The following is a 17605-nucleotide window of genomic DNA, read 5'->3' as shown; positions in this document are numbered from 1 at the left end:
CCGCCTCCCGCGCTACCAGGTGACCGGCAGTTCGGCCACGCCTTCCTGCGTGGCCGCGGGGGTGCTCCGCACCTGCCCGGCGGGGACGGCCAGGCGCAGTGTGGGGACACGCCGCAGCAGGGTGTTCAGCGCGATCTCCATCTCCGCGCGGGCCAGATTCTGACCCACGCACTGGTGGATGCCGTAGCCGAAGGCGACATGGCGGCTGGCCCTGCGGCGGATGTCCAGGACATCGGGATCGTCCCAGGCGCCGGGGTCCCGGTTCATCAGCATCGTGGAGATGATCACACCGTCTCCGGCCCTGATGGTGTGCCCGGCGATCTCGATGTCCGCGACCGCCGCTCGCAAAAGCGCGTCACCGGCCGAGATGAACCGGGTCAGTTCCTCGACAGCGCCCGCCGTCAGCGTGGAATCCGTCCTCAGCATCCCTGCCTGCTCGGGGTGTTCGAGCAGGGCGAAGACGGAGGTGGCAATGGTCGCCGAGGTGGTCTCGTTTCCGCCGGTCGCCAGAACCGTGCAGAGCAGCACCAGTTGGTCCCGGTCCGCCTCGTCGCGGACCGGGTGACCGGCGAGGAGCTCGTCGATCAGCCCGTCACCGGGGGTCCGCTCCTTGCGCGCGATCAGCTCCCGCAGATAGTCCTGGATGCCGGTGAAGGCATGCCCGGAGGCGTGCGTCTCCTCCTCCGGGGAGCCTAGAAGGGTGCTCCGGACCAGGTCTTTGAGCAGGTGCCGCTCCTCGCGTGGCACGCCGAGAAACGCGAAGGACGCGTCGCACGCCAGCGGCAGCGAGTAGGCCCGGACGAGTTCGGCGCTGTTGCCCTGGGCGAGCATGGCGTCGATCAGTTCTTCCGCGGTGCGCTCGATCTGCGGGCGCAGGGCGGCGATCCGGCGGATACCGAAGCCCGAGGCCAACAGCCTGCGCTGCCTGGCGTGTTCGGGGTCGTCCGTACCGATCAGCGGGAGTTCGGGCACCTGCTGCCCGGCCAGGCACGGAAAGCCCAGGCGGCTGGTGTTGGAGGAGAGCCGGGGATCACGCAACAGGGCCCGGCCCTCGGCGTTCCCGGAGATGAGCCACACCTCGCGGCCGTCGTCCAGGGTCACACGTGAGAGCGGCCTCCGCTCCCGCAGCGAGGCGTATCCGGGCGGCATCCGGTAGGGGCAGGTCCGGTCCATCGGGTAGGCGGGAGCCGGGTCGGTGTCCTGCGGGGTAACTGTCACGATCTTCCTCGCCCTCTGCCGGACCGCATGCCGGACCGGTCACGGATCCGGTACACGGTGGGAGCGCGGGGCCCGGACCCACCGTCGTGGCGGTGTCCTGTCGGCATCCCGCGGCCCGCCGGAGGGACCCGCCAACAGAGTGCCGATCATCGGCCCGCGAAGCCACCCGAAACACTCACGTTCATCCCAATGTGGCGCTCCTGATCATGTGTTCGCCGCCGGATCGGCTCCACGGCCCGTTCCCGCGGCGGACCCGATCTCGTTGTTCATTCACCCACCGAGCGGTGGGACCACGTCCGCGGGCACCCGCTGACACGACGGCCGGTCACCGTGCCCACGACCGTGCCGCACAAAGGGGCATCAGTACTTGTGAGGAATAAGGCATTGCATCAGACGCACGACACGTTGGGCGGACCCCGGCTCGCGGCGCTGGCCTCGGGCGGCTGCATCTCCCGCGTGCTGGCGGTGACGGCCAGGCTGGGCCTCGCGGACATCCTGAACGGCGGCTTCATGACGCCGGACGACCTCGCGAGGCGCACCGGGACCGACCGGGACGTACTGTTCCGCATCCTCCAAGTGCTGGCCCAGTACGAGATCTTCGAACGCGGACCGGACGGGACCTTCGCCCTGGCGGAGGAGTTCGCCGCGCTCAGGAGAGATCACCCGCACTCCGTACGCAATCGCTGCATCCTGCTGGCGGAGACCTACGACGACGCCTTCGGCGCACTCCTGAGCACCGCGCGGACCGGCCGTCCCGGATTCGACGAGGTCTTCGGCGCCCCCCTGTACGAGTACCTCGAAGGCGCCCCGGACGCGGAACAGGTCTTCGACGCGGCGATGGCCGAGCTGGCGCGGTCAGCGGCCGAGGCGGTCGCCGAGGAGTTCGACTTCTCCCCGGTGCGGCGTGTGGTCGATATCGGTGGGGGCAACGGCACGGTGCTCAGCGCGATCCTGGCCGGGAACCCGCACCTGGAAGGCCTATGCGTCGACCGGCCCAGTGTGTGCGCACGGTCGGCCGCCCGGATGGCGGCGGCCGGTCATCCCCTCGGCGGGCGACTCACCTTCCACCCCGCGAACATCTTCGAGGCGGTCGCCGACGGCGGTGACCTGTACCTGTTGAAGAACGTTTTGCACGACTGGCCCTGGCACCTTTGCCTGCGCGTTCTCGCGTCCGCGCGAAACGCGATGACACGCACCGCGGCTTCCCACGTGCCCGGCGCCGCCCCACCCCGCCTGATCGTGCTGGAACCCCTCCTGGACCAGGAAGCCGATTCCGTCCACGCCCTCTTCCGGACGGTGGTCTCCGGAAGCGGGGCCGGTGACTTCGAAACACCCGAGGACATGCGGCGACTGCTCGCCGAGGCGGACCTCGAACTGCTCTCGGTCACACGGCTGTCCAGCGGACACCACGCCTTCGAGTGCACGCCCCGGATCCCGCTCCCCTCTCCCCAGACGGGCCAGTGAGCGGAAAAGGGAACCCGTTCGTGCGCCTCGCGCGGGCCGCGTGCGACGATCCAGCCAGATACCGCACGGCACACCATTGCGCGAGCTCGCCGGTTGGCCTCGCAACGCGGATACCCGCGATATTCGCGACGTGTTCGAGCAAGCACTTGCCGAGTCCGGGATCGGGTTGCCGGATCGGGGCCTGGCACGGCGCCACGCTCTGCGCCGGATGGCGGCGAGACTCATCGATGGAGAGATAACTCCCGCTGACCTGGCGACGGACGACTGGTGGGAGACGGCGGTCGGGACCGCGGCGGAGCAATCGTTCGTGGCGCTGATCCCGCAATGCGATTGCTGCATCGAGTACACGTTGGGGCTTGACCAGCAGACGTGGGCGGCCCAGCTGCGGAACGCTGCCCTCGCCCTGACAGTGTCTCCGCCGATCGGCCCCGGATGCTGACTCTGCCTGGCGTGATTATCCTCAGCAAAAGCGTGGACCGGTCAAGCAGACTTCACTGAAGTGGCTGTTCAGCGACCTGGCGCAGCAGCGCCCGTGCGCAGTCCGCTCAGCGCATCGCGGTCTTCTCGTCGAGCCCGAACACCTCGGCGAGGTGGAGCGGGCCGGGCCTGTGGGTCAGGGGCTCTTCGAGTTGCCGGTCGACGCGGAGCCGCTCCAGTGTCGCGTCCTGTCCACGCAGGGTCGCAGTGATCCAGTGGTTGCGGGCGCGGCCGACCTTCGTAGCGGTCTGGTTGTTGATCAGCAGGTGGAGGTTTGCTGTGTTCGGCCACCGTTGTCGCCGGTGTTCGAGCCAGTCCAGCAGCAGTTTCATGGTGAGGTCGTCGAGCGGGCGTGTGTGTCCGGCGATGGTCAGCTGGCGGTTGCCGATTTCGAGGTCGTCGAGCATGAGGGTGCCTATTCGGGCGACCCGGGGCGGCGTGAACTGCGGCGAGGGCGAGGATCAACCGCGCGGCGGGGGTGGCGGCGGCTGCGACGGAGCGGTCGATCTGGCCGGGCGCGAGCGGTTGGAGCACGCTGTACTCGTTCTGGCCGACCTTGATGCGGCTGGTGGGGTTGCGGAAGACCAGGCCGGACCGCCTCAAGGGCTGTGGAGGTCTGTCCGAATCTCAGGTCGAGGCCCTGAGCGAGGTGAAGATCTCGCTGTGGCGGATGACGTCGCCCTCGACGTACTCGGTGAGCCTCGATGGCCAGACCGCGGTTGACGGCGACGCGGATGCCCCGTTTCCAGCCCCGCACCTCGGCGAGTTGGTAGGCGAGGTACTTCGCCCAGGCCAACCACGGGCCGGCCAGATCGGCGGCGGCCGGGTCGAGGCGGCCGTAATCACGCGGACCTGCCCGAACAGCCACACCTACCCGCTGCCGGGTCCCTAGAAGGGTTCCGCGGCCCTGAGGAGACCCTGCGGAAGATAGGGGGATTCCACGCGGATGCGCCAGCCGCGACGGCGAGCGTGGCAGGCCAGGGCGAGGATGTCGAGGTTGACGGAGGCGTCCGGATCGTCGGCGCGGTCGGCGACCTGGTAGTAGTCGCGGTGGGCTTCGAGCGCGTCGGCCAGGGCCAGGTTGAAGCTCTCCTCGTCGCCCTCCACGAGCTGCGACAGCAGCACGGCCGGCGGCATGGCGAAGCCCCAGTCCTTGGCCTTCTCAGCCTGCTGCAACGCCCGCTGCGCGGCCGGTTCAGGATCGGCGCCCTTCAGGTAGGCGTGGAGGGCCTCCCGGTACGCGGAGAAGGCGGAGCCGTCCGGGCGGGCGAAGGCGGGGCCGGTGAGGACCAGCGGGGCGAGGTCCTCACGTGTGCCGGTGATGAGGGCGAAGGCTGTGGCGTTCTGCCAACTGCTGGCGTCGGCCTTCTCGCCGCGCTCGGCCCGGTAGCGCAGTGCGCGGCCGTCGACGGTCACCTCGGCCTCGGTACCCGGCTCCGCGAGGGCGATGCGGAACTGGGCCGCCCCCGTCCGGGAGGCCAGCTTGAGGTTCGCGAGCTGGGCGTCCGTCACGTGGCCGGAGTCCTCCGCGCGCCACTTGAAGAGTCGCTCCTGGTCGCTCATCACGCTTCTGAGCTGCCAGACGGCAAGGGGTTCTCCGTCGACGGCGGTGAACGCCTCCTGGACGTGCTTCTCGTACAAGGCCTCCACCTGCGGGGTCACCGTCCGCTCGCAGGCTGGCCGCTCCACCACCAGCGGGCCCGCTGCAAGCGCGGCCACGGCGTCCGGCCGCCGATCCCTGCCGAAGCCCGCCACCCGGGGGCCGCGGCTCTCGAAGCCGGTGATCAGAGCGTGCGGGAGGTAGCCAGTGCGGACGGCCGGTGCCCAGCCCAGGGTCTGGTAGGCGAGCGCGGCGAGGGCGATGGGGACAAGCGGGAGGAGAGTACTCGGGGAGGCCGAAGGGCCATGCAGGGTGGCATGCCTGACCAGGAGATCGGCCAGCGCGACATCGAAGGCCTCCCGGTCCTCGGCGGCCAGGGCGCGCAGCGTGCGCAGCGCCACGCTGTCCGTCCGGTCCAGGAAGGGCTCACCGGTCTCCCCGGCGCGGGTACGGATGCGGTCCAGGGCCGCGTCGATGGCGGCGAGCTTGGCCTGCGCGCTCGGCGGGCACTCCTCGTCGTCGCCGGTGTCGTCCAGGACCACGGCCATCAATCCCGTGGCCAGTTCGCCGACAGGCGTTCCCTGCGCCTGCTCGGCGAACTTCTTCCGGGCGAAGTGGAAGGCCTCGCCGTGCCACCTCGCTTTGTCCCTGAGGACCGACAGGCACAGCGCGTCGATCCACTCCCCCGGCGTGACGCTCTCCTTGGGAGCATCCTCGCCCGGGTCGTAGCTCATGCCGAAGTTCACGTATTCCAGGAAGACCTGGAAGCGGCAGTGCGGGTGGTATGCGGCGTAGGCGACGGCGCCAGCAGCGGCTTCGGAGGCGTCCTTGAGGGCGGCCTTGGCCTCCGGGGTGTCGAGGTCGGGTATCTCGACGGAGAGGGCACCCAGGTAGGAGCCGTAAATCCGCACACGCGGCGTTCAAGGTCGAAACCGGCATCCCCGTCTACTTCGCCGACCCCCACAGCCCCTGGCAGCGCGGCACCAACGAGAACACAAACGGGCTGTTGCGCCAGTACTTCCCCAAGGGCACCGATCTGTCGAGGTGGAGCCGCGAGGAGATCCAGGCCGTCGCCGAAGCGGTCAACAACCGGCCCCGCAAGACACTCGGTTGGAAGACACCGGCGGAGGCACTCAACGAGCAACTACGATCACTCCAACAAGCCGGTGTTGCGACGATCGATTGAATCCGCCCTGGGCCCCGTGATCGGTTTGCATCACCGCTCCGGCGAGGCTGCCGCGGGTCCGGATCGCAGCCGCCAGGGCGTCGGTGACGAGCTCTGTGCGCATGTGGTCGGCGATCGCCCATCCGGCCAGACGTCGTGAACACAGATCGATGACGGTCGCGAGGTAGCAGACCCACAAACGACGAGGCCACAGCCCATAGAGCTGCACTGCGAAGGCGAGACGGCGAGGCTTCCGCTGCGGGGCTCCGGCGGCGAGGGTCGCCCCCAGCCTCGTCCTGCGGGGGGCTCGCCAATGTCGCCCAGGCGCTCGTCGACGCCGCGTGGGAACGGGCCCGCCCGTACGGCGAACCGCGCCACACGATCGATGTCCCGGGCACCTGCATGCTGCGTCTTCTGGTTGCCGGTCTCACCGACCACGCGGTGGCCGCGCAGGTGGAAATGCCGGCGCACACCGTGCAGCAGCGCATCCAGGGGCTTGGTCCGGGCCGGGGCGACCACCCGCGTCCAACTCGGCTGGTACGCCCGCTGCCACGGCTGGGCGTAGGGCGAGTCCCGTCCTCCGCGGCCGTCACTGACGGGTTTCTGCCAAGGCAGATATCCGCCAGCGCAGAACGGTCGACACGCAACTTGCCGCCGCGAAAACTCTTCGCAGCACCCGGAACCACCCGTTCACCGAGTGCGTGGAGGAGAGTCATCCATGACCAGATCATCCGCGAGGCGGAGATCCCGGCTGCTCGCAGCGGGGCTGTCGCTCGTACTGCTGCCGGCAGGGCAGGCCGTCGCAGCCGGGGCGCTGGGCACGGCGGGGGCGGGCACCGACCGTGCCACGTCACCCGTGCACGCACCCGGCACCGCGAAAACCGTCACCCTGATCACCGGTGACCAGGTGACCGTGACCGACCTCGGCGCGGGCCGGAAGTCGGTCGCCGTGGAGCGTCCCAAGGGCGCGACCGGAGCGGTTCACAGCGAGATGTCCGACGGCCGGATCACCGTCATTCCCGACGAGGCCCGGCCCTACCTCCAGGCGGGCGTCCTCGACGCCGAACTCTTCGACGTCACCGCTCTGATCGAGCAGGGGCTCGGTGACCCGTCGTCCGACGGCCTCCCGCTCATCGTGACGTACACGAAGAACGCCCGCAGCGCGACGCCCCATGGGGCCCGCCAGGTCCGTGGGCTGCCGAGCGTGGGCGGTGCGGCCCTGAAAACGTCGACGTCCGGGGAGTTCTGGCGCGCGGTCGCACCGGATCTCACCTCCGGGGCGCGCAACGCGACTTCGGGCCGTGTGCGTCTGTCGGGCGGCGTCGAAAAGATCTGGCTGGACGCACGCGTCGACGCCGCGATGGAGACCAGCAACGCCCAGATAGGCACCTCCGCGGCCTGGGAGGCCGGGCTGACCGGCAAGGGTGTCAAGGTCGCCGTCCTCGACACGGGCGTGGACCTGACCCATCCCGATCTCAAGGACCGGGTGAGCGAGACCAGGAGCTTCATCGACGGCCAGGAGGCCGCCGACCGGAACGGGCACGGCACCCATGTCTCCTCCACCGTCGGTGGCAGCGGTGCCGCGTCCGACGGCAAGGAGAAGGGCGTCGCGCCCGGCGCCACGCTCGCCGTCGGCAAGGTTCTCAGCGACCAGGGGTCCGGATCCGAATCGCAGATCATCGCCGGTATGGAGTGGGCGGCCAAGGACGTCCACGCCAAGATCGTCTCCATGAGCCTCGGATCGTCGCAGGGCAGTGACGGCACCGATCCGATGGCCCAGGCGGTGAACACCCTCTCCAAGGACACGGGCGCCCTGTTCGTGATCGCGGCCGGCAACGCGTACTCCCCCGGCACCATCGGCTCCCCCGGCGCAGCCGACTCCGCACTGACGATCGGCGCGGTCGACTCCGCCGACCGGCGTGCCGCCTTCTCCAGCCAGGGCCCGCGTTTCGGCGACAACGCGCTGAAGCCCGACCTGTCCGCGCCGGGCGTGAACATCCTCGCGGCGCGCTCGCAGCTCGTGAGCGGCAGCGGCCCTTACACATCGATGAGCGGCACGTCCATGGCCACCCCGCACGTCGCGGGCGTGGCGGCGCTGCTCGCCGAGAAGCACCCCGACTGGAGCGGACAGCAGCTCAAGGACGGGCTGATGAGCACGTCCGAGCAGATCAGCGGCACGTCGTACGAGGTGGGTGCGGGCCGCGTGGACGTCCCGTCCGCCATTGCCGCGCAGATCACCGCGACCGGCAGCGCCGACCTCGGCTTCATCAGCTGGCCCTACGAGGGGAACAAGCCGGTCACGAAGACCCTGACGTACACCAACGCCTCCGACCGGCCGGTCATCCTGGCGTTGACCGCCGAGGGCGCTCCCGCCGGCGTGGTCACCCTCGCCGACTCCACCCTCACCGTGCCCGCACACGGCACCGCGCAGACCACGGTCACCGGTGACGGCACCGCCGCGCCCGTCGGCTCCACCTCCGGCCGGATCGTCGCCAAGGACGGCGACACAGTGGTGGCGCACACGGCCTTCGGCCTGACCAAGGAGGAGGAGCGCCACACCCTCACCGTCCACGTCAAGGACCGCGAGGGCGCGGCGTCCGCCGCAAACCTGACCGTAAAGCAGCTGGCCAAGGACACAGACCCCTTCCCCGCCACGGTCGGCGAATCCGGCACGCTCAAGCTGCGCCTGAAGCCCGGCATGTACACCCTGTGTAGCTTCCTCGACGTGCGTGGCAGCAAGGGCAAGGACTCGCTCGGCCTCGGTCTGCTCACCGAGCCCGAGGTCACCATGGACCGTGACCGCGAAGTCACCCTCGACGGGACGAAGTTGCGGGAGATCCGGGCCGAGGTGAACCAGCGGACCGAGACCCGTCAGCTGCTGATGAAGTTCAACCGGTCCGCGAACGGCACGTCCTTCGCGCCGGCCGTGCAGGTCCCGCCGAAGTACGACAGCATCTTCGCCGCACCGACCCGCAAGCCCGCCACGGGCACCTTCGAGTACCGGACCGTCTGGCGACTCGGCAAGCCGCAACTCGATGTCGAAGCAGGCGGCAAGCGGCTCGGCGAGACAACCGTCCAGTACGGATCGGACATGTTCACCGGGCACAAGCGGATGGCCCTGATGGACGCGGGCACCGGATCCACCGCCGACTACACCGGCAAGGACGTGGCGGGCAAAGCGGTCGTCGTGCGTCGCACCGACGCGATCACGTCCGCCGAGCTGGCCCAGAACGCACGGGATGCGGGCGCCAAGGCTCTGTTCGTCACCGACGAGGCTCCCGGACGGCTGATGGCCAACTTCAGCGCGGCCGACGGGGAGACTCGTCCCCTGTACAGCGCGACGGTGAACGCGCAGGACGGGGCGCGACTGATCGAGACCGCTCGGCTCGACCGGGGCGTGGAACTGACCGGCACCGAGTTCACGCCTTATGTCTACGACCTCAGCAAGGGGTACTCGGGGGCGATCCCCGCTGATCTGACGTACCGGCCGGGCAAGAGTGAACTGGCCGTGGTCAACAACAAGTTCCACGCGCCGAAGTCCGCCGAGGGCGGCGAGTTCCGCTACTCGATCACCGACAGCTTCCCCTATGGCATCGGATTCCAGGAGAAGATCAAGTTCCCCGCGGAGCGCACCGACTACGTCAGCGCCGGCCCCGACCAGGGCTGGCACGAGTCCATGTCCAGCGGCCCGGGTGCCCTGGAGGAGCGCAGCGGCATCGTGCACTACCGCGGGGGCACGCGCTCCGGGACCGACTGGTTCAAGCCGGTCTGGCACCCGTGGCTGGGTACCGGTCTCGGCTGGGGCCAGCGTCGCGCGGGCAACGACCTGGAGTTCAACACGCCGGGCTGGGGCGACTCGGGACCGGACCACACCGGCTTCGGCGACGTGTTCAACCAGAAGTCGCTGACCCAGTTCACCGAGGTGTACGTGGACGGGGTGCAGGTCGACCGGAGGCAAAGCTCGGGGGCGTACGCCCGGAACGTCAAGCCGACCGAGCAGGACTTCAAGGTGGTCACCGACACCACGATGGACCCGGACGTCTGGCGGCTCTCCACGAAGGGCCACTCCGAATGGACCTTCAAGTCGTCCGCCACGCCGGCCGACCGGTGGACGTATCTGCCGATGCTCAACCTCGGGTTCGACGTCGACACCGACCTGCACGGTGATGTGCGGGCCGGAAAGCGTCTCGATCTCGGGATCTTCTCCGAGTACGTCAAGGGCGCGCCGGACACCGGGAGGATCACCGGCTCCACGCTGGAGGTCTCCTTCGACGACGGCACGACGTGGACATCGGTCGAACTCGAAGGCGTACGCGGCAAGTCCGCCGCCTGGGCCGGCTCGGTGCGGGTCCCGAACGACGCGCGGTACATCTCCGTGCGGGCCTCGGCCGCCGATGACAAGGGCGGCTCGGTCAAGCAGGAGATCATCCGCGCGGTCGGCGTGCGGAAGTAACCGACCGGGTGGGAGCCGCGCAGTCGGCGGCGTGGCTCCCACCTGCCGCGTGCGGGGTGCAAGGGCCGCACCCCATACGTAGTGCTGCTCACCGCACGCCGCGGGCAGGCCGAGCGCCACGCGGCCGGGTCTCCGCGGACGCCCGGCCGAGGCGTGGTTCAAGGGAGCAGGCGCAGCAGGGTTTCGACGGTGTGGGTCAGCGAGGCGAGTTCGGTGAGGTAGCGGACCCGATGGCACGGACCGGGCAGGCAGAGGTGGCAGTCGGCGGACGTCGAACCGCCAGGTCGGAAAGTCTCGTTGTCGACGACTCCGGTGAAGGCTGTGGCCGATCTGTGCCAGTGGCACTCCTGGGCGCCGAGCGCGGCCGGTGCGGGATATCGTCCGGGAGCCGCCGACGAACGGCGGCAGTGAGGGTACCCGAGCTGCACTGGGAGGCCGTCGTCACCACCGAGGAGGAACGTGACGCCGAACTCGAAGAGGCGCTCAGCGGTCTCCGCTTCGTCAAGGACGACTGGGAGATCGCCGAACTCCGCAAGGCCGTGGACTCCACCGCACGCGGATTCACCGACGGGTCGAGACCGAGGACGATCCCGGTCGGCGCACCGGAGGCGGCGGTCAGGTCATCGGCCGCCGTACGGACGTCCCGGCAGGGCTGACCGAGCACCAGCTCCGACTCGCCGAGGGAGCGGCGCCGGCCCATCCGGACAACCTCACTGCGCCCGAGGGTGGCTGCATCGGCGTCCGGATCGAGGGCGCCCTGATCGTCACCGAGGACGGTCACGAGAACCTGTCGGCGGACGAGGTCGAGGCGTGGATGACCCGGTTCGCGGGCTCGCAGCATTGACACCGGCACCAGATTCGCTGTGTTCTTCTCCGCCGTGCTCGCCCTGATCCTCAACCTCACGCGATCCCGGACTGGCCGAGTTCGTCGACGCCGGCCGATTCTGACCGCCTCACGCCCTGCCCTCTCCAGCTCCGTGGAGGAACTCATGACCACCCATCAGGTACTCACCACCGACTATCACACCGGCGGTGAACCGTTCCGCATCGTTCCCGAACCGCCGGTCGCCATCGAAGGTGCCACCGTCGCCGAACGCCGTATGCGCGCCATCGGCAACCCGGACGTGGACAACCTGCGCAAGCTGCTGTGCTTCGAGCCCCGCGGACACGCCGACATGTACGGCGGATTCATCACCCCGCCCGACGACGAGGGCGCTCACTTCGGCGTGCTGTTCTGGCACAAGGACGGCTTCTCAACAGCCTGCGGCCACGGCTCGATCGCACTCGCCGTCTGGGCCGTGCAGACCGGCCGCGTCGCCCGCGACCCCTCCGGCATCACCACAGTCGTCATCGACGTGCCCTCAGGCCGGGTCACGCTGCGCGTGCACACCACCGGCGAACAGATCACCGGCGTCGACTTCGTCAACGTCCCCAGCTACCGGCTCGCCGAACGCGTCACCGTCGCCACGTCCTGCGGGGACGTCATCGTCGATGTCGCCTACGGCGGCGCCATCTACGCGCATCTGGACGCAGCCGGCGTGGGACTGGCCGTCACCCCCGAGCACTACTCCGACCTCATCGCGATCGGACGCGAGGTCAAATGGGCGCTGAACGACAGCGAGTACGCCCGTCACCCCGTCGACGACCGCCTCAGCGGCATCTACGGCACCATCCTGTACGACGACCTCGGCATCGACGAGGACGGCAACCCGCACCAGCGCAACGTCACCGTCTTCGCCGACGGCCAGGTCGACCGTTCCCCATGCGGCTCCGGCACCTGCTCCCGCGTCGCCGTGCTCGCTGCGACCGGTCGCCTCAGGCCAGGCCAGATCCTCGTCCACGACTCGATCGTCGGCACCCGCTTCCACGCACGGATCGTCGCGGAGTTGGCCGTCGACGGCTACGCCGCCGTCGTTGCGGAGGTCACGGGGAAGGCATACCGGACCGGCGAGCACCGCTTCGAGCTCAATCCCGCGGACGACCTCGGCACCGGCTTCGTCCTGCGCTAGGGCCTGTCCGGCGGATCAGGGTCGGACAGGGCGCGGCGTCTGGTGCGGTGCATCGCAAGGCGCCGGAGCGTCCTGATAGCGGAGCTGTCCGGGCGTTTCGGCAACGCCGCGAGGTGCCGTGCCAGACGCCACGCCCCCGGCCATGATCCGCCGGACAGGCCCTAGCCGCCCCGCCGATCGGCTGCTGGCCGCGCACGGACGGTACGAACGGCAAGGGTTCGAGGCCGCTGCCCCCGCCATGGCTCACCTTGAGGCGGGCCTTTCTGTCACCTCTTGCACGTACGGGCGCCCGGTTCATGGGGCGGTCGAGCAGGAATGTCGGAGCACTGGGCGCCGAGTTCGGCGAGTTCGGCAGGAGTGAGAGCGAGGTGTGCCGCGCCGAGGTTCTGCTCCAGGTGGGCCCTGGTGGAGGCGCCCGGGATCGGCACCACGTTCGGCGACTGGTGCAGCAGCCAGGCGAGGGCCAGTTGGGCAGGCGACATGCCCCTGGCTGCGGCGAATGATCCCAACGGGCCGTCAGAGCAAGTAAGTTCGCCCCTGCCCAGCGGGAAGAACGGGATGAAGCCGATGCCCTCACGGGTGCAGTGGTCGAGGGTGTCGCGGTAGCGCTGCCGGGTGAGGCTGAAGATGTTCTGGACGCTGGCGACGGGCACCAGTTCGCGGGCGCGGACGATGTCGTCCACCTCGACCTCCGACAGGCCGATGTGCCGGATCTTTCCCTCGGCACGCAGCTCGCCGAGAACACCGAGCTGTTCCGCGAGCGGCACCTGCGGGTCGATGCGGTGCAGGTGGTAGAGGTCGATGCGCTCCAGGCGCAGGCGGCGCAAGCTCATCTCGACACACTGGCGCAGGTACTCCGGCCGCCCCACTGCCTGCCACCGGCCGGGGCCCTGCCGGGTCAGGCCTCCCTTCGTGGAGATCACCAGCCCTTCCGGGTAGGGGTACAGCGCCTGGGCGATCAGATCCTCGCTGACATACGGCCCGTACGCGTCGGCGGTGTCTACGAGATCGACTCCCAGCTCCACCGCCCGGCGCAGCACCCGAACCGCCCGGTCCCGGTCTGCGGGCTCGCCCCACGCCCCCGGGCCCGTCAGTCCCATGGTGCCGAGGCCGAGCCGCCGCACCGGCAGATCCTCACCGAATCGGAATATGCCTGACAATTCGCACTCCTGATAGGCGAGTTGAAGCAGTCCGGCCCACTACACCACCCGAAGGTCCGCCGCTGCCACCGAGTTTCCGCGTCCGCGCGGTGGCGCGATCACTCAAAGGTGGATCAAGGCTTCGGAACGGCAGTCCCGAAGGTCTGGCGGCGGTTGCGAGGTCGCCGAGCAAACCGAGGAAGCGGCATCAGGCGGTCGGCGTCGTCGGCGCGGTCAGCGCGGACAGCAATGCCAGGTCGGCCTGTTCGAGGCTGTCCAGCAAGGTGATCCGGTCGGCCTTGGCGATCGGCACAGTGGAGGGGACGGCCAGCACCGAGCAGCCGGCCGCGCGCGCGGAGGCGACCCCGGTCGGAGTGTCCTCGACGGCCAGGCAGGCCGCAGGGTCCAACCCGAGTCGATCGGCGGCGGCCAGGTAGGGGGCGGGGTCGGGCTTGGTGCGCTCGGTGTCCTCGGCGGCGAGAGTGACGGTGAACCAGTGGTCGCCGAGGCTGCCGAGGACCAGGTCCACTACGCGGCGAGGGGAGGCCGAGACCAGCGCGGTAGGCACGGCGGCGTCACTCAGTTCGGCGAGCAGCGCCAGTGCGCCGGGCCGGGGGACGACCTCGGCGGCGACCTTGCTGCTGAACGTGTCCCTGAGAATCTCGGCCAAGGCGTTCGCAGTGAAGCTGGTCCGGGCGATGCGGCACAGGTGGGCGGCGGTGTGGTCGACAGCGCGGCCGAGCACCTCGGGCAGGTCCTCCTCGGTGAGGGTGTGGCCGAGACGGGCGGCGAGATCGGCCGTGGTCCGGAGCCAGAGACGCTCGGTGTCGACCAGCGTGCCGTCCATGTCGAACAGGACAGCGGAGGGGGGTACAGGCACGGCGGTCCTACCTTCTTTGGTCATGGCTTGCTTGATCACTCGTAAGGTCGGTGGCTCCGGGGTTCCATTCCCGGAGAGCCTCGGTCAGTCACGCTTCCGGGGCCTCAGCCGGAGAGTGAGGATCTGGAACGGGCGCAGTGCCAGATGCACTCTTCGGCCGTCCGCTTGTACGGCGTCCGTGTTCCCGCGGGGGCCGAGTTCGCGCTCCAGCAGATCGGTCTCGACCGCGGAGGCCAGGGGGAATCCGGCGGTCAGGACGGTTCGGGTGCGTCCCCCGTATGCCTCGTAGAGGCGTACGACGATGTCGCCGGAGCGATCGTCGGCGAGTTTGACCACTTCGATGACAACGGTCTCGTTGTCCGCGGTGACGAGCGGCTCGACCTCGGCCGAGCCGAGGAGGCTGCGCTCGGGCTGATTGAACGCGTAGCCCTCGCGGACGGCGTCGGCGATGTCGGCGCCGATGACGAACCCGTATCGCAGGCGGTGGTGGCCCTGGTCGGCATCCGGGTCGGGGAAGCGGGGAGCGCGGAGCAGGGAGAGCCGGACGGTGGTGGTGGTGCCGCCGTCTGCGCGGACGTCCCGGGTGACCTCGTGCCCGTAGGTCGAGTCGTTGACCACGGCCGCGCCCCACACCCGTTCGCCGAGGTGCAGGAAGCGGTGGGCGCAGATCTCGAACTTGGCGGCGTCCCAGCTGGTGTTGGTGTGGGTGGGGCGCCGGACGTGTCCGAAGGGGATCTCCGCGCTGGAGTGGTCGGCCCGCACGTCGAGCGGGAAGGATGCCTTGAGGAGCTTCTCCTTCTCGTGCCAGTCGATCTCGGTGTCGATGTCCAGACGTCGGGAGCCTTCGGACAGGGAGACCAGCTGTTCGATGCGGGAGTCACCGAAGGTCCGCACGATCCGGACACCGCCTTCCTGTGCCCCGACCGAGTCGGCGTCGAGGAGGTTGTGAACGGTGTTGCGGTAGAAGGCGTCGATGTCCCAGGCGTCGTACTCGTTGGGGAAGTCCTGGTGCAGCTGAAGAAGGTTGGCGGCGGCGCCAGGGGCCAGCGCTTCGCGTTCGTCCGCGATGTCGTATGCCGAGGTCACCAGGCCCTGGGCATCGACCCGGACGCGGACCAGGCCGTTGTCCAGCGCGAAACCGTCCCCGCAGGGGACAGGGGCGACGGGCCTGCCCGGCGGCCGGGTGCGGAGCGTGGCGCCGAGGGCGGGGACACCGTCGCGGGCGAACGGAGCGGCGTTGAAGACCACGGGCAGATCGCCTTCGCCGGCCAGGGCGCGCTGGGCGGCGTCCGTGATCGCGCGCAGCTCGGCAGTGACGGCGGCGTAGGTCTGCTCCGCCTCCCGGTGAACCCAGGCGATGGAGGAGCCGGGCAGGATGTCGTGGAACTGGTGCAGCAGGACCGTCTTCCACAGCCGGTCCAGGGCCTCGTAGGGGTACGCGAATCCGGTGCGCAAGGTGGCGGTCGCCGACCACAGCTCGGCCTCTCGCAGCAAGTGCTCGCTGCGCCGGTTGCCCTGCTTGGTCCTCAGCTGGCTGGTCAGTGTGCCGCGGTGGAACTCCAGGTACAGCTCCCCCTGCCACACCGGCGCGTCGGGGTATTCGGCGTGCGCCCGCTCGAAGAAGTCCGCGGGGCTCTCGATGACGACCCTGGACGAGCCCTCCAGGTCGACGAGACGCTCGGTCCGGGCCAGCATCTCCCGGGTGGGGCCACCGCCGCCGTCTCCGTAGCCGAACGGGAGCAGCGAGCTGTTGGCTGCCTCCTTGTCCTGGAAGTTGCGGACGGCATGGGCGAGTTCGGCGCCGGTGATCTCGGCGTTGTAGGTGTCGACCGGCGGGAAGTGGCTGAAGATCCTGGTGCCGTCGATGCCCTCCCACCAGAAGGTGTGGTGCGGGAACTTGTTGGTGGTGTTCCAGGAGATCTTCTGGGTGAGGAACCACCGGATTCCCGCCAGTTTCATCAGCTGCGGCATGGCCGCGTTGTACCCGAAGGTGTCGGGCAGCCACATCTCCTCGGTCTCGACGCCGAACTCGTCGAGATAGAAGCGCTTCCCATGGATCAGCTGCCGGACGAGGGCCTCACCGCCGGTGATGTTGGTGTCGGGTTCCACCCACAGGCTGCCGACAGGCAGGAACTGCCCCTTCTCCGCCTTCTCCTGGACCCTGCCGTAGACCTCGGGGCGGTGTTCCTTGAGCCAGGCCAGCTGCTGGGCCTGGGACATGGCGAAGAGGAAGCCCGGGTGTTCGTCCATGAGATGGGTGACGTTGGAGAGCGTCCTGGCGACCTTGCGGATGGTCTCGCGCAGCGGCCACAGCCAGGCGGTGTCGATGTGGGCGTGTCCGACGGCGGACATGCGGTGGGCGCTCGCGGCCGCGGGGGCGGCGAACGCCGGGCGCAGCACCTCGCGGGCGGCGGTGGCGCTGCCGGCAATGTCCTGCAGGTCGACTTCGTCCAGGGCCCGCTCGATGGTGTGCAGGAGCTGCCAGCGGCGCGGGTCGGCCTCGGGCAGTTCGCGCATGAGCCCCCCGAGGACGTCCAGGTCCTGGGCGAGTTCCCACACCTGTGCGTCGAAGACCGCCAGCTCCAGTCGGAGCAGCTGGTACAGGGGCCCGCTCTCGGAGCCGGCTCCCGTCATCCAGGAGGGCTGGTCCCCGGTCCGCGACGGGATGTGGTCGTCGACCAGGTTGGGGTTGGCGGCGGCCTCGACGTAGTAGGTGAAATCCTCGCCGCCGACCGCCGGGTCGGCGACCGGAACATAGGCGTTGCGGGGGTTGAGGGCTTTCACCACGCTGCCGTCCGCCCGGTAGACCAGGCCCTCGGCGGAGAAGCCCGCGCCGGTGACGTTGAAGCCGAGGTCGATGACCGCCTCGACCCGCAGGCCGGCCCACTCCTGCGGAACCCTGCCGCTGATCCTGAACCAACTCGTGGACCAGGGCGGCCCCCACCGGTGCCCGAGCGCCACGGGTTCGTACGGTGCGGCCAGGCCGTCGGCCACGGGGACCGGCTCGCCCGGCACGCTCCAGATCGCTATCTCGACCGGGACGGTACGGGCGTGGACCGCGGGCCGGATGCGCTGGTTCAGCACCCGGTCGAGCCGCTGCTCGGTGAGGCGTCGCTTGCTGTGCATGGAATCCTCTGTCGTCGGTGGAGGACGGTGATCTCTTTGCGGTCGGCTCGGCGACCGGAGCGGTGTGCGAACAG

The 17605-nt window shown here is 69.6% G+C and carries 12 protein-coding genes and 2 pseudogenes; 7 read left to right on the top strand and 7 right to left on the bottom strand.

Annotated elements, in window-relative coordinates; all coding sequences use genetic code 11:
- Positions 1–12: 12 nt before the first annotated feature.
- The gene (locus OG520_RS39000) at positions 13–1218 is read right to left on the bottom strand and encodes a cytochrome P450 (RefSeq protein WP_406016298.1); all 1206 of its coding nucleotides are present in this window, start codon (positions 1216–1218) and stop codon (positions 13–15) included.
- Positions 1219–1602: 384 nt separating this feature from the next.
- Here OG520_RS39000 and OG520_RS38995 point away from each other — a divergent pair, with 384 nt between their 5' ends.
- Together OG520_RS38995 and OG520_RS38990 are read left to right on the top strand one after the other, a co-directional pair.
- A complete protein-coding gene (locus tag OG520_RS38995) occupies positions 1603–2682 on the top strand; it encodes a methyltransferase (protein WP_406016297.1) in 1080 nt (359 codons plus the stop codon).
- Between the two features lie 76 nt (positions 2683–2758).
- Positions 2759–3121: a hypothetical protein gene (locus tag OG520_RS38990; protein ID WP_406016296.1), complete on the top strand. Its 363-nt coding sequence runs from the start codon at positions 2759–2761 to the stop codon at positions 3119–3121.
- Positions 3122–3227: 106 nt separating this feature from the next.
- On the opposite strand, the gene OG520_RS38985 is transcribed toward OG520_RS38990, so the two are convergent.
- Positions 3228–3566 (bottom strand): hypothetical protein, encoded by a 339-nt coding sequence (locus OG520_RS38985; protein WP_406016295.1) that lies wholly within the window; start codon positions 3564–3566, stop codon positions 3228–3230.
- Positions 3567–3637: 71 nt separating this feature from the next.
- On the opposite strand from OG520_RS38985, the gene OG520_RS38980 reads away from it, so the two are divergent.
- Positions 3638–4051 (top strand): hypothetical protein, encoded by a 414-nt coding sequence (locus OG520_RS38980; RefSeq protein ID WP_406016294.1) that lies wholly within the window; start codon positions 3638–3640, stop codon positions 4049–4051.
- Here the strand turns inward: OG520_RS38980 and OG520_RS38975 are convergent.
- Positions 4048–5670: an immunity 49 family protein gene (locus tag OG520_RS38975; RefSeq protein ID WP_406016293.1), complete on the bottom strand. Its 1623-nt coding sequence runs from the start codon at positions 5668–5670 to the stop codon at positions 4048–4050. The genes OG520_RS38980 and OG520_RS38975 overlap by 4 nt on opposite strands.
- Here OG520_RS38975 and OG520_RS38970 point away from each other — a divergent pair.
- Positions 5664–5945, top strand: a pseudogene (locus OG520_RS38970) (IS30 family transposase); the annotation flags it as partial. The gene OG520_RS38975 and the pseudogene OG520_RS38970 overlap by 7 nt on opposite strands.
- A 10-nt stretch (positions 5946–5955) precedes the next feature.
- On the opposite strand, the pseudogene OG520_RS38965 reads toward OG520_RS38970, so the two are convergent.
- Positions 5956–6111, bottom strand: a pseudogene (locus tag OG520_RS38965) (DDE-type integrase/transposase/recombinase); the annotation flags it as partial.
- Positions 6112–6642: 531 nt separating this feature from the next.
- Between OG520_RS38965 and OG520_RS38960 the strand changes: the two are divergent.
- From OG520_RS38960 to OG520_RS38950, 3 genes are all read left to right on the top strand, one after another.
- A complete protein-coding gene (locus tag OG520_RS38960; RefSeq protein WP_406016292.1) occupies positions 6643–10377 on the top strand; it encodes a S8 family serine peptidase in 3735 nt (1244 codons plus the stop codon).
- A gap of 407 nt (positions 10378–10784) precedes the next feature.
- A complete protein-coding gene (locus OG520_RS38955; RefSeq protein ID WP_399335776.1) occupies positions 10785–11033 on the top strand; it encodes a hypothetical protein in 249 nt (82 codons plus the stop codon).
- A gap of 333 nt (positions 11034–11366) precedes the next feature.
- Positions 11367–12386 carry a proline racemase family protein gene (locus tag OG520_RS38950; protein WP_406016291.1) on the top strand — a complete coding sequence of 340 codons (1020 nt, stop codon included), beginning with the start codon at positions 11367–11369 and terminating at the stop codon, positions 12384–12386.
- Positions 12387–12652: 266 nt separating this feature from the next.
- On the opposite strand, the gene OG520_RS38945 is transcribed toward OG520_RS38950, so the two are convergent.
- The 3 genes from OG520_RS38945 to OG520_RS38935 all read right to left on the bottom strand — a co-directional run bounded on the left by OG520_RS38945 (position 12653) and on the right by OG520_RS38935 (position 17531).
- Positions 12653–13546, bottom strand: a complete 894-nt coding sequence (locus tag OG520_RS38945; RefSeq protein ID WP_406016290.1) for an aldo/keto reductase — start codon at positions 13544–13546, stop codon at positions 12653–12655.
- A 187-nt stretch (positions 13547–13733) separates the two neighbouring features.
- Positions 13734–14405 carry an HAD family hydrolase gene (locus OG520_RS38940; protein ID WP_406016289.1) on the bottom strand — a complete coding sequence of 224 codons (672 nt, stop codon included), beginning with the start codon at positions 14403–14405 and terminating at the stop codon, positions 13734–13736.
- A gap of 84 nt (positions 14406–14489) precedes the next feature.
- Positions 14490–17531 (bottom strand): alpha-mannosidase, encoded by a 3042-nt coding sequence (locus tag OG520_RS38935; protein ID WP_406016288.1) that lies wholly within the window; start codon positions 17529–17531, stop codon positions 14490–14492.
- Positions 17532–17605: the final 74 nt, after the last annotated feature.

The organism is Streptomyces sp. NBC_00984 (assembly GCF_045162475.1).
In the GTDB taxonomy this organism is placed as follows: Bacteria; Actinomycetota; Actinomycetes; order Streptomycetales; family Streptomycetaceae; genus Streptomyces.
The sequence above is the reverse complement of the archived record's forward strand: the minus strand, read 5'-3'. Positions and strand labels throughout refer to the sequence as shown.

Excerpts from the sequence above, each read along its gene's own strand:
- OG520_RS38985 (WP_406016295.1), bottom strand. The coding sequence starts at position 3,566 with ATGCTCGACGACCTCGAAATCGGCAACCGCCAGCTGACCATCGCCGGA.
- OG520_RS38960 (WP_406016292.1), top strand. The coding sequence starts at position 6,643 with ATGACCAGATCATCCGCGAGGCGGAGATCCCGGCTGCTCGCAGCGGGG.
- OG520_RS38950 (WP_406016291.1), top strand. The coding sequence starts at position 11,367 with ATGACCACCCATCAGGTACTCACCACCGACTATCACACCGGCGGTGAA.
- OG520_RS38935 (WP_406016288.1), bottom strand. The coding sequence starts at position 17,531 with ATGCACAGCAAGCGACGCCTCACCGAGCAGCGGCTCGACCGGGTGCTG.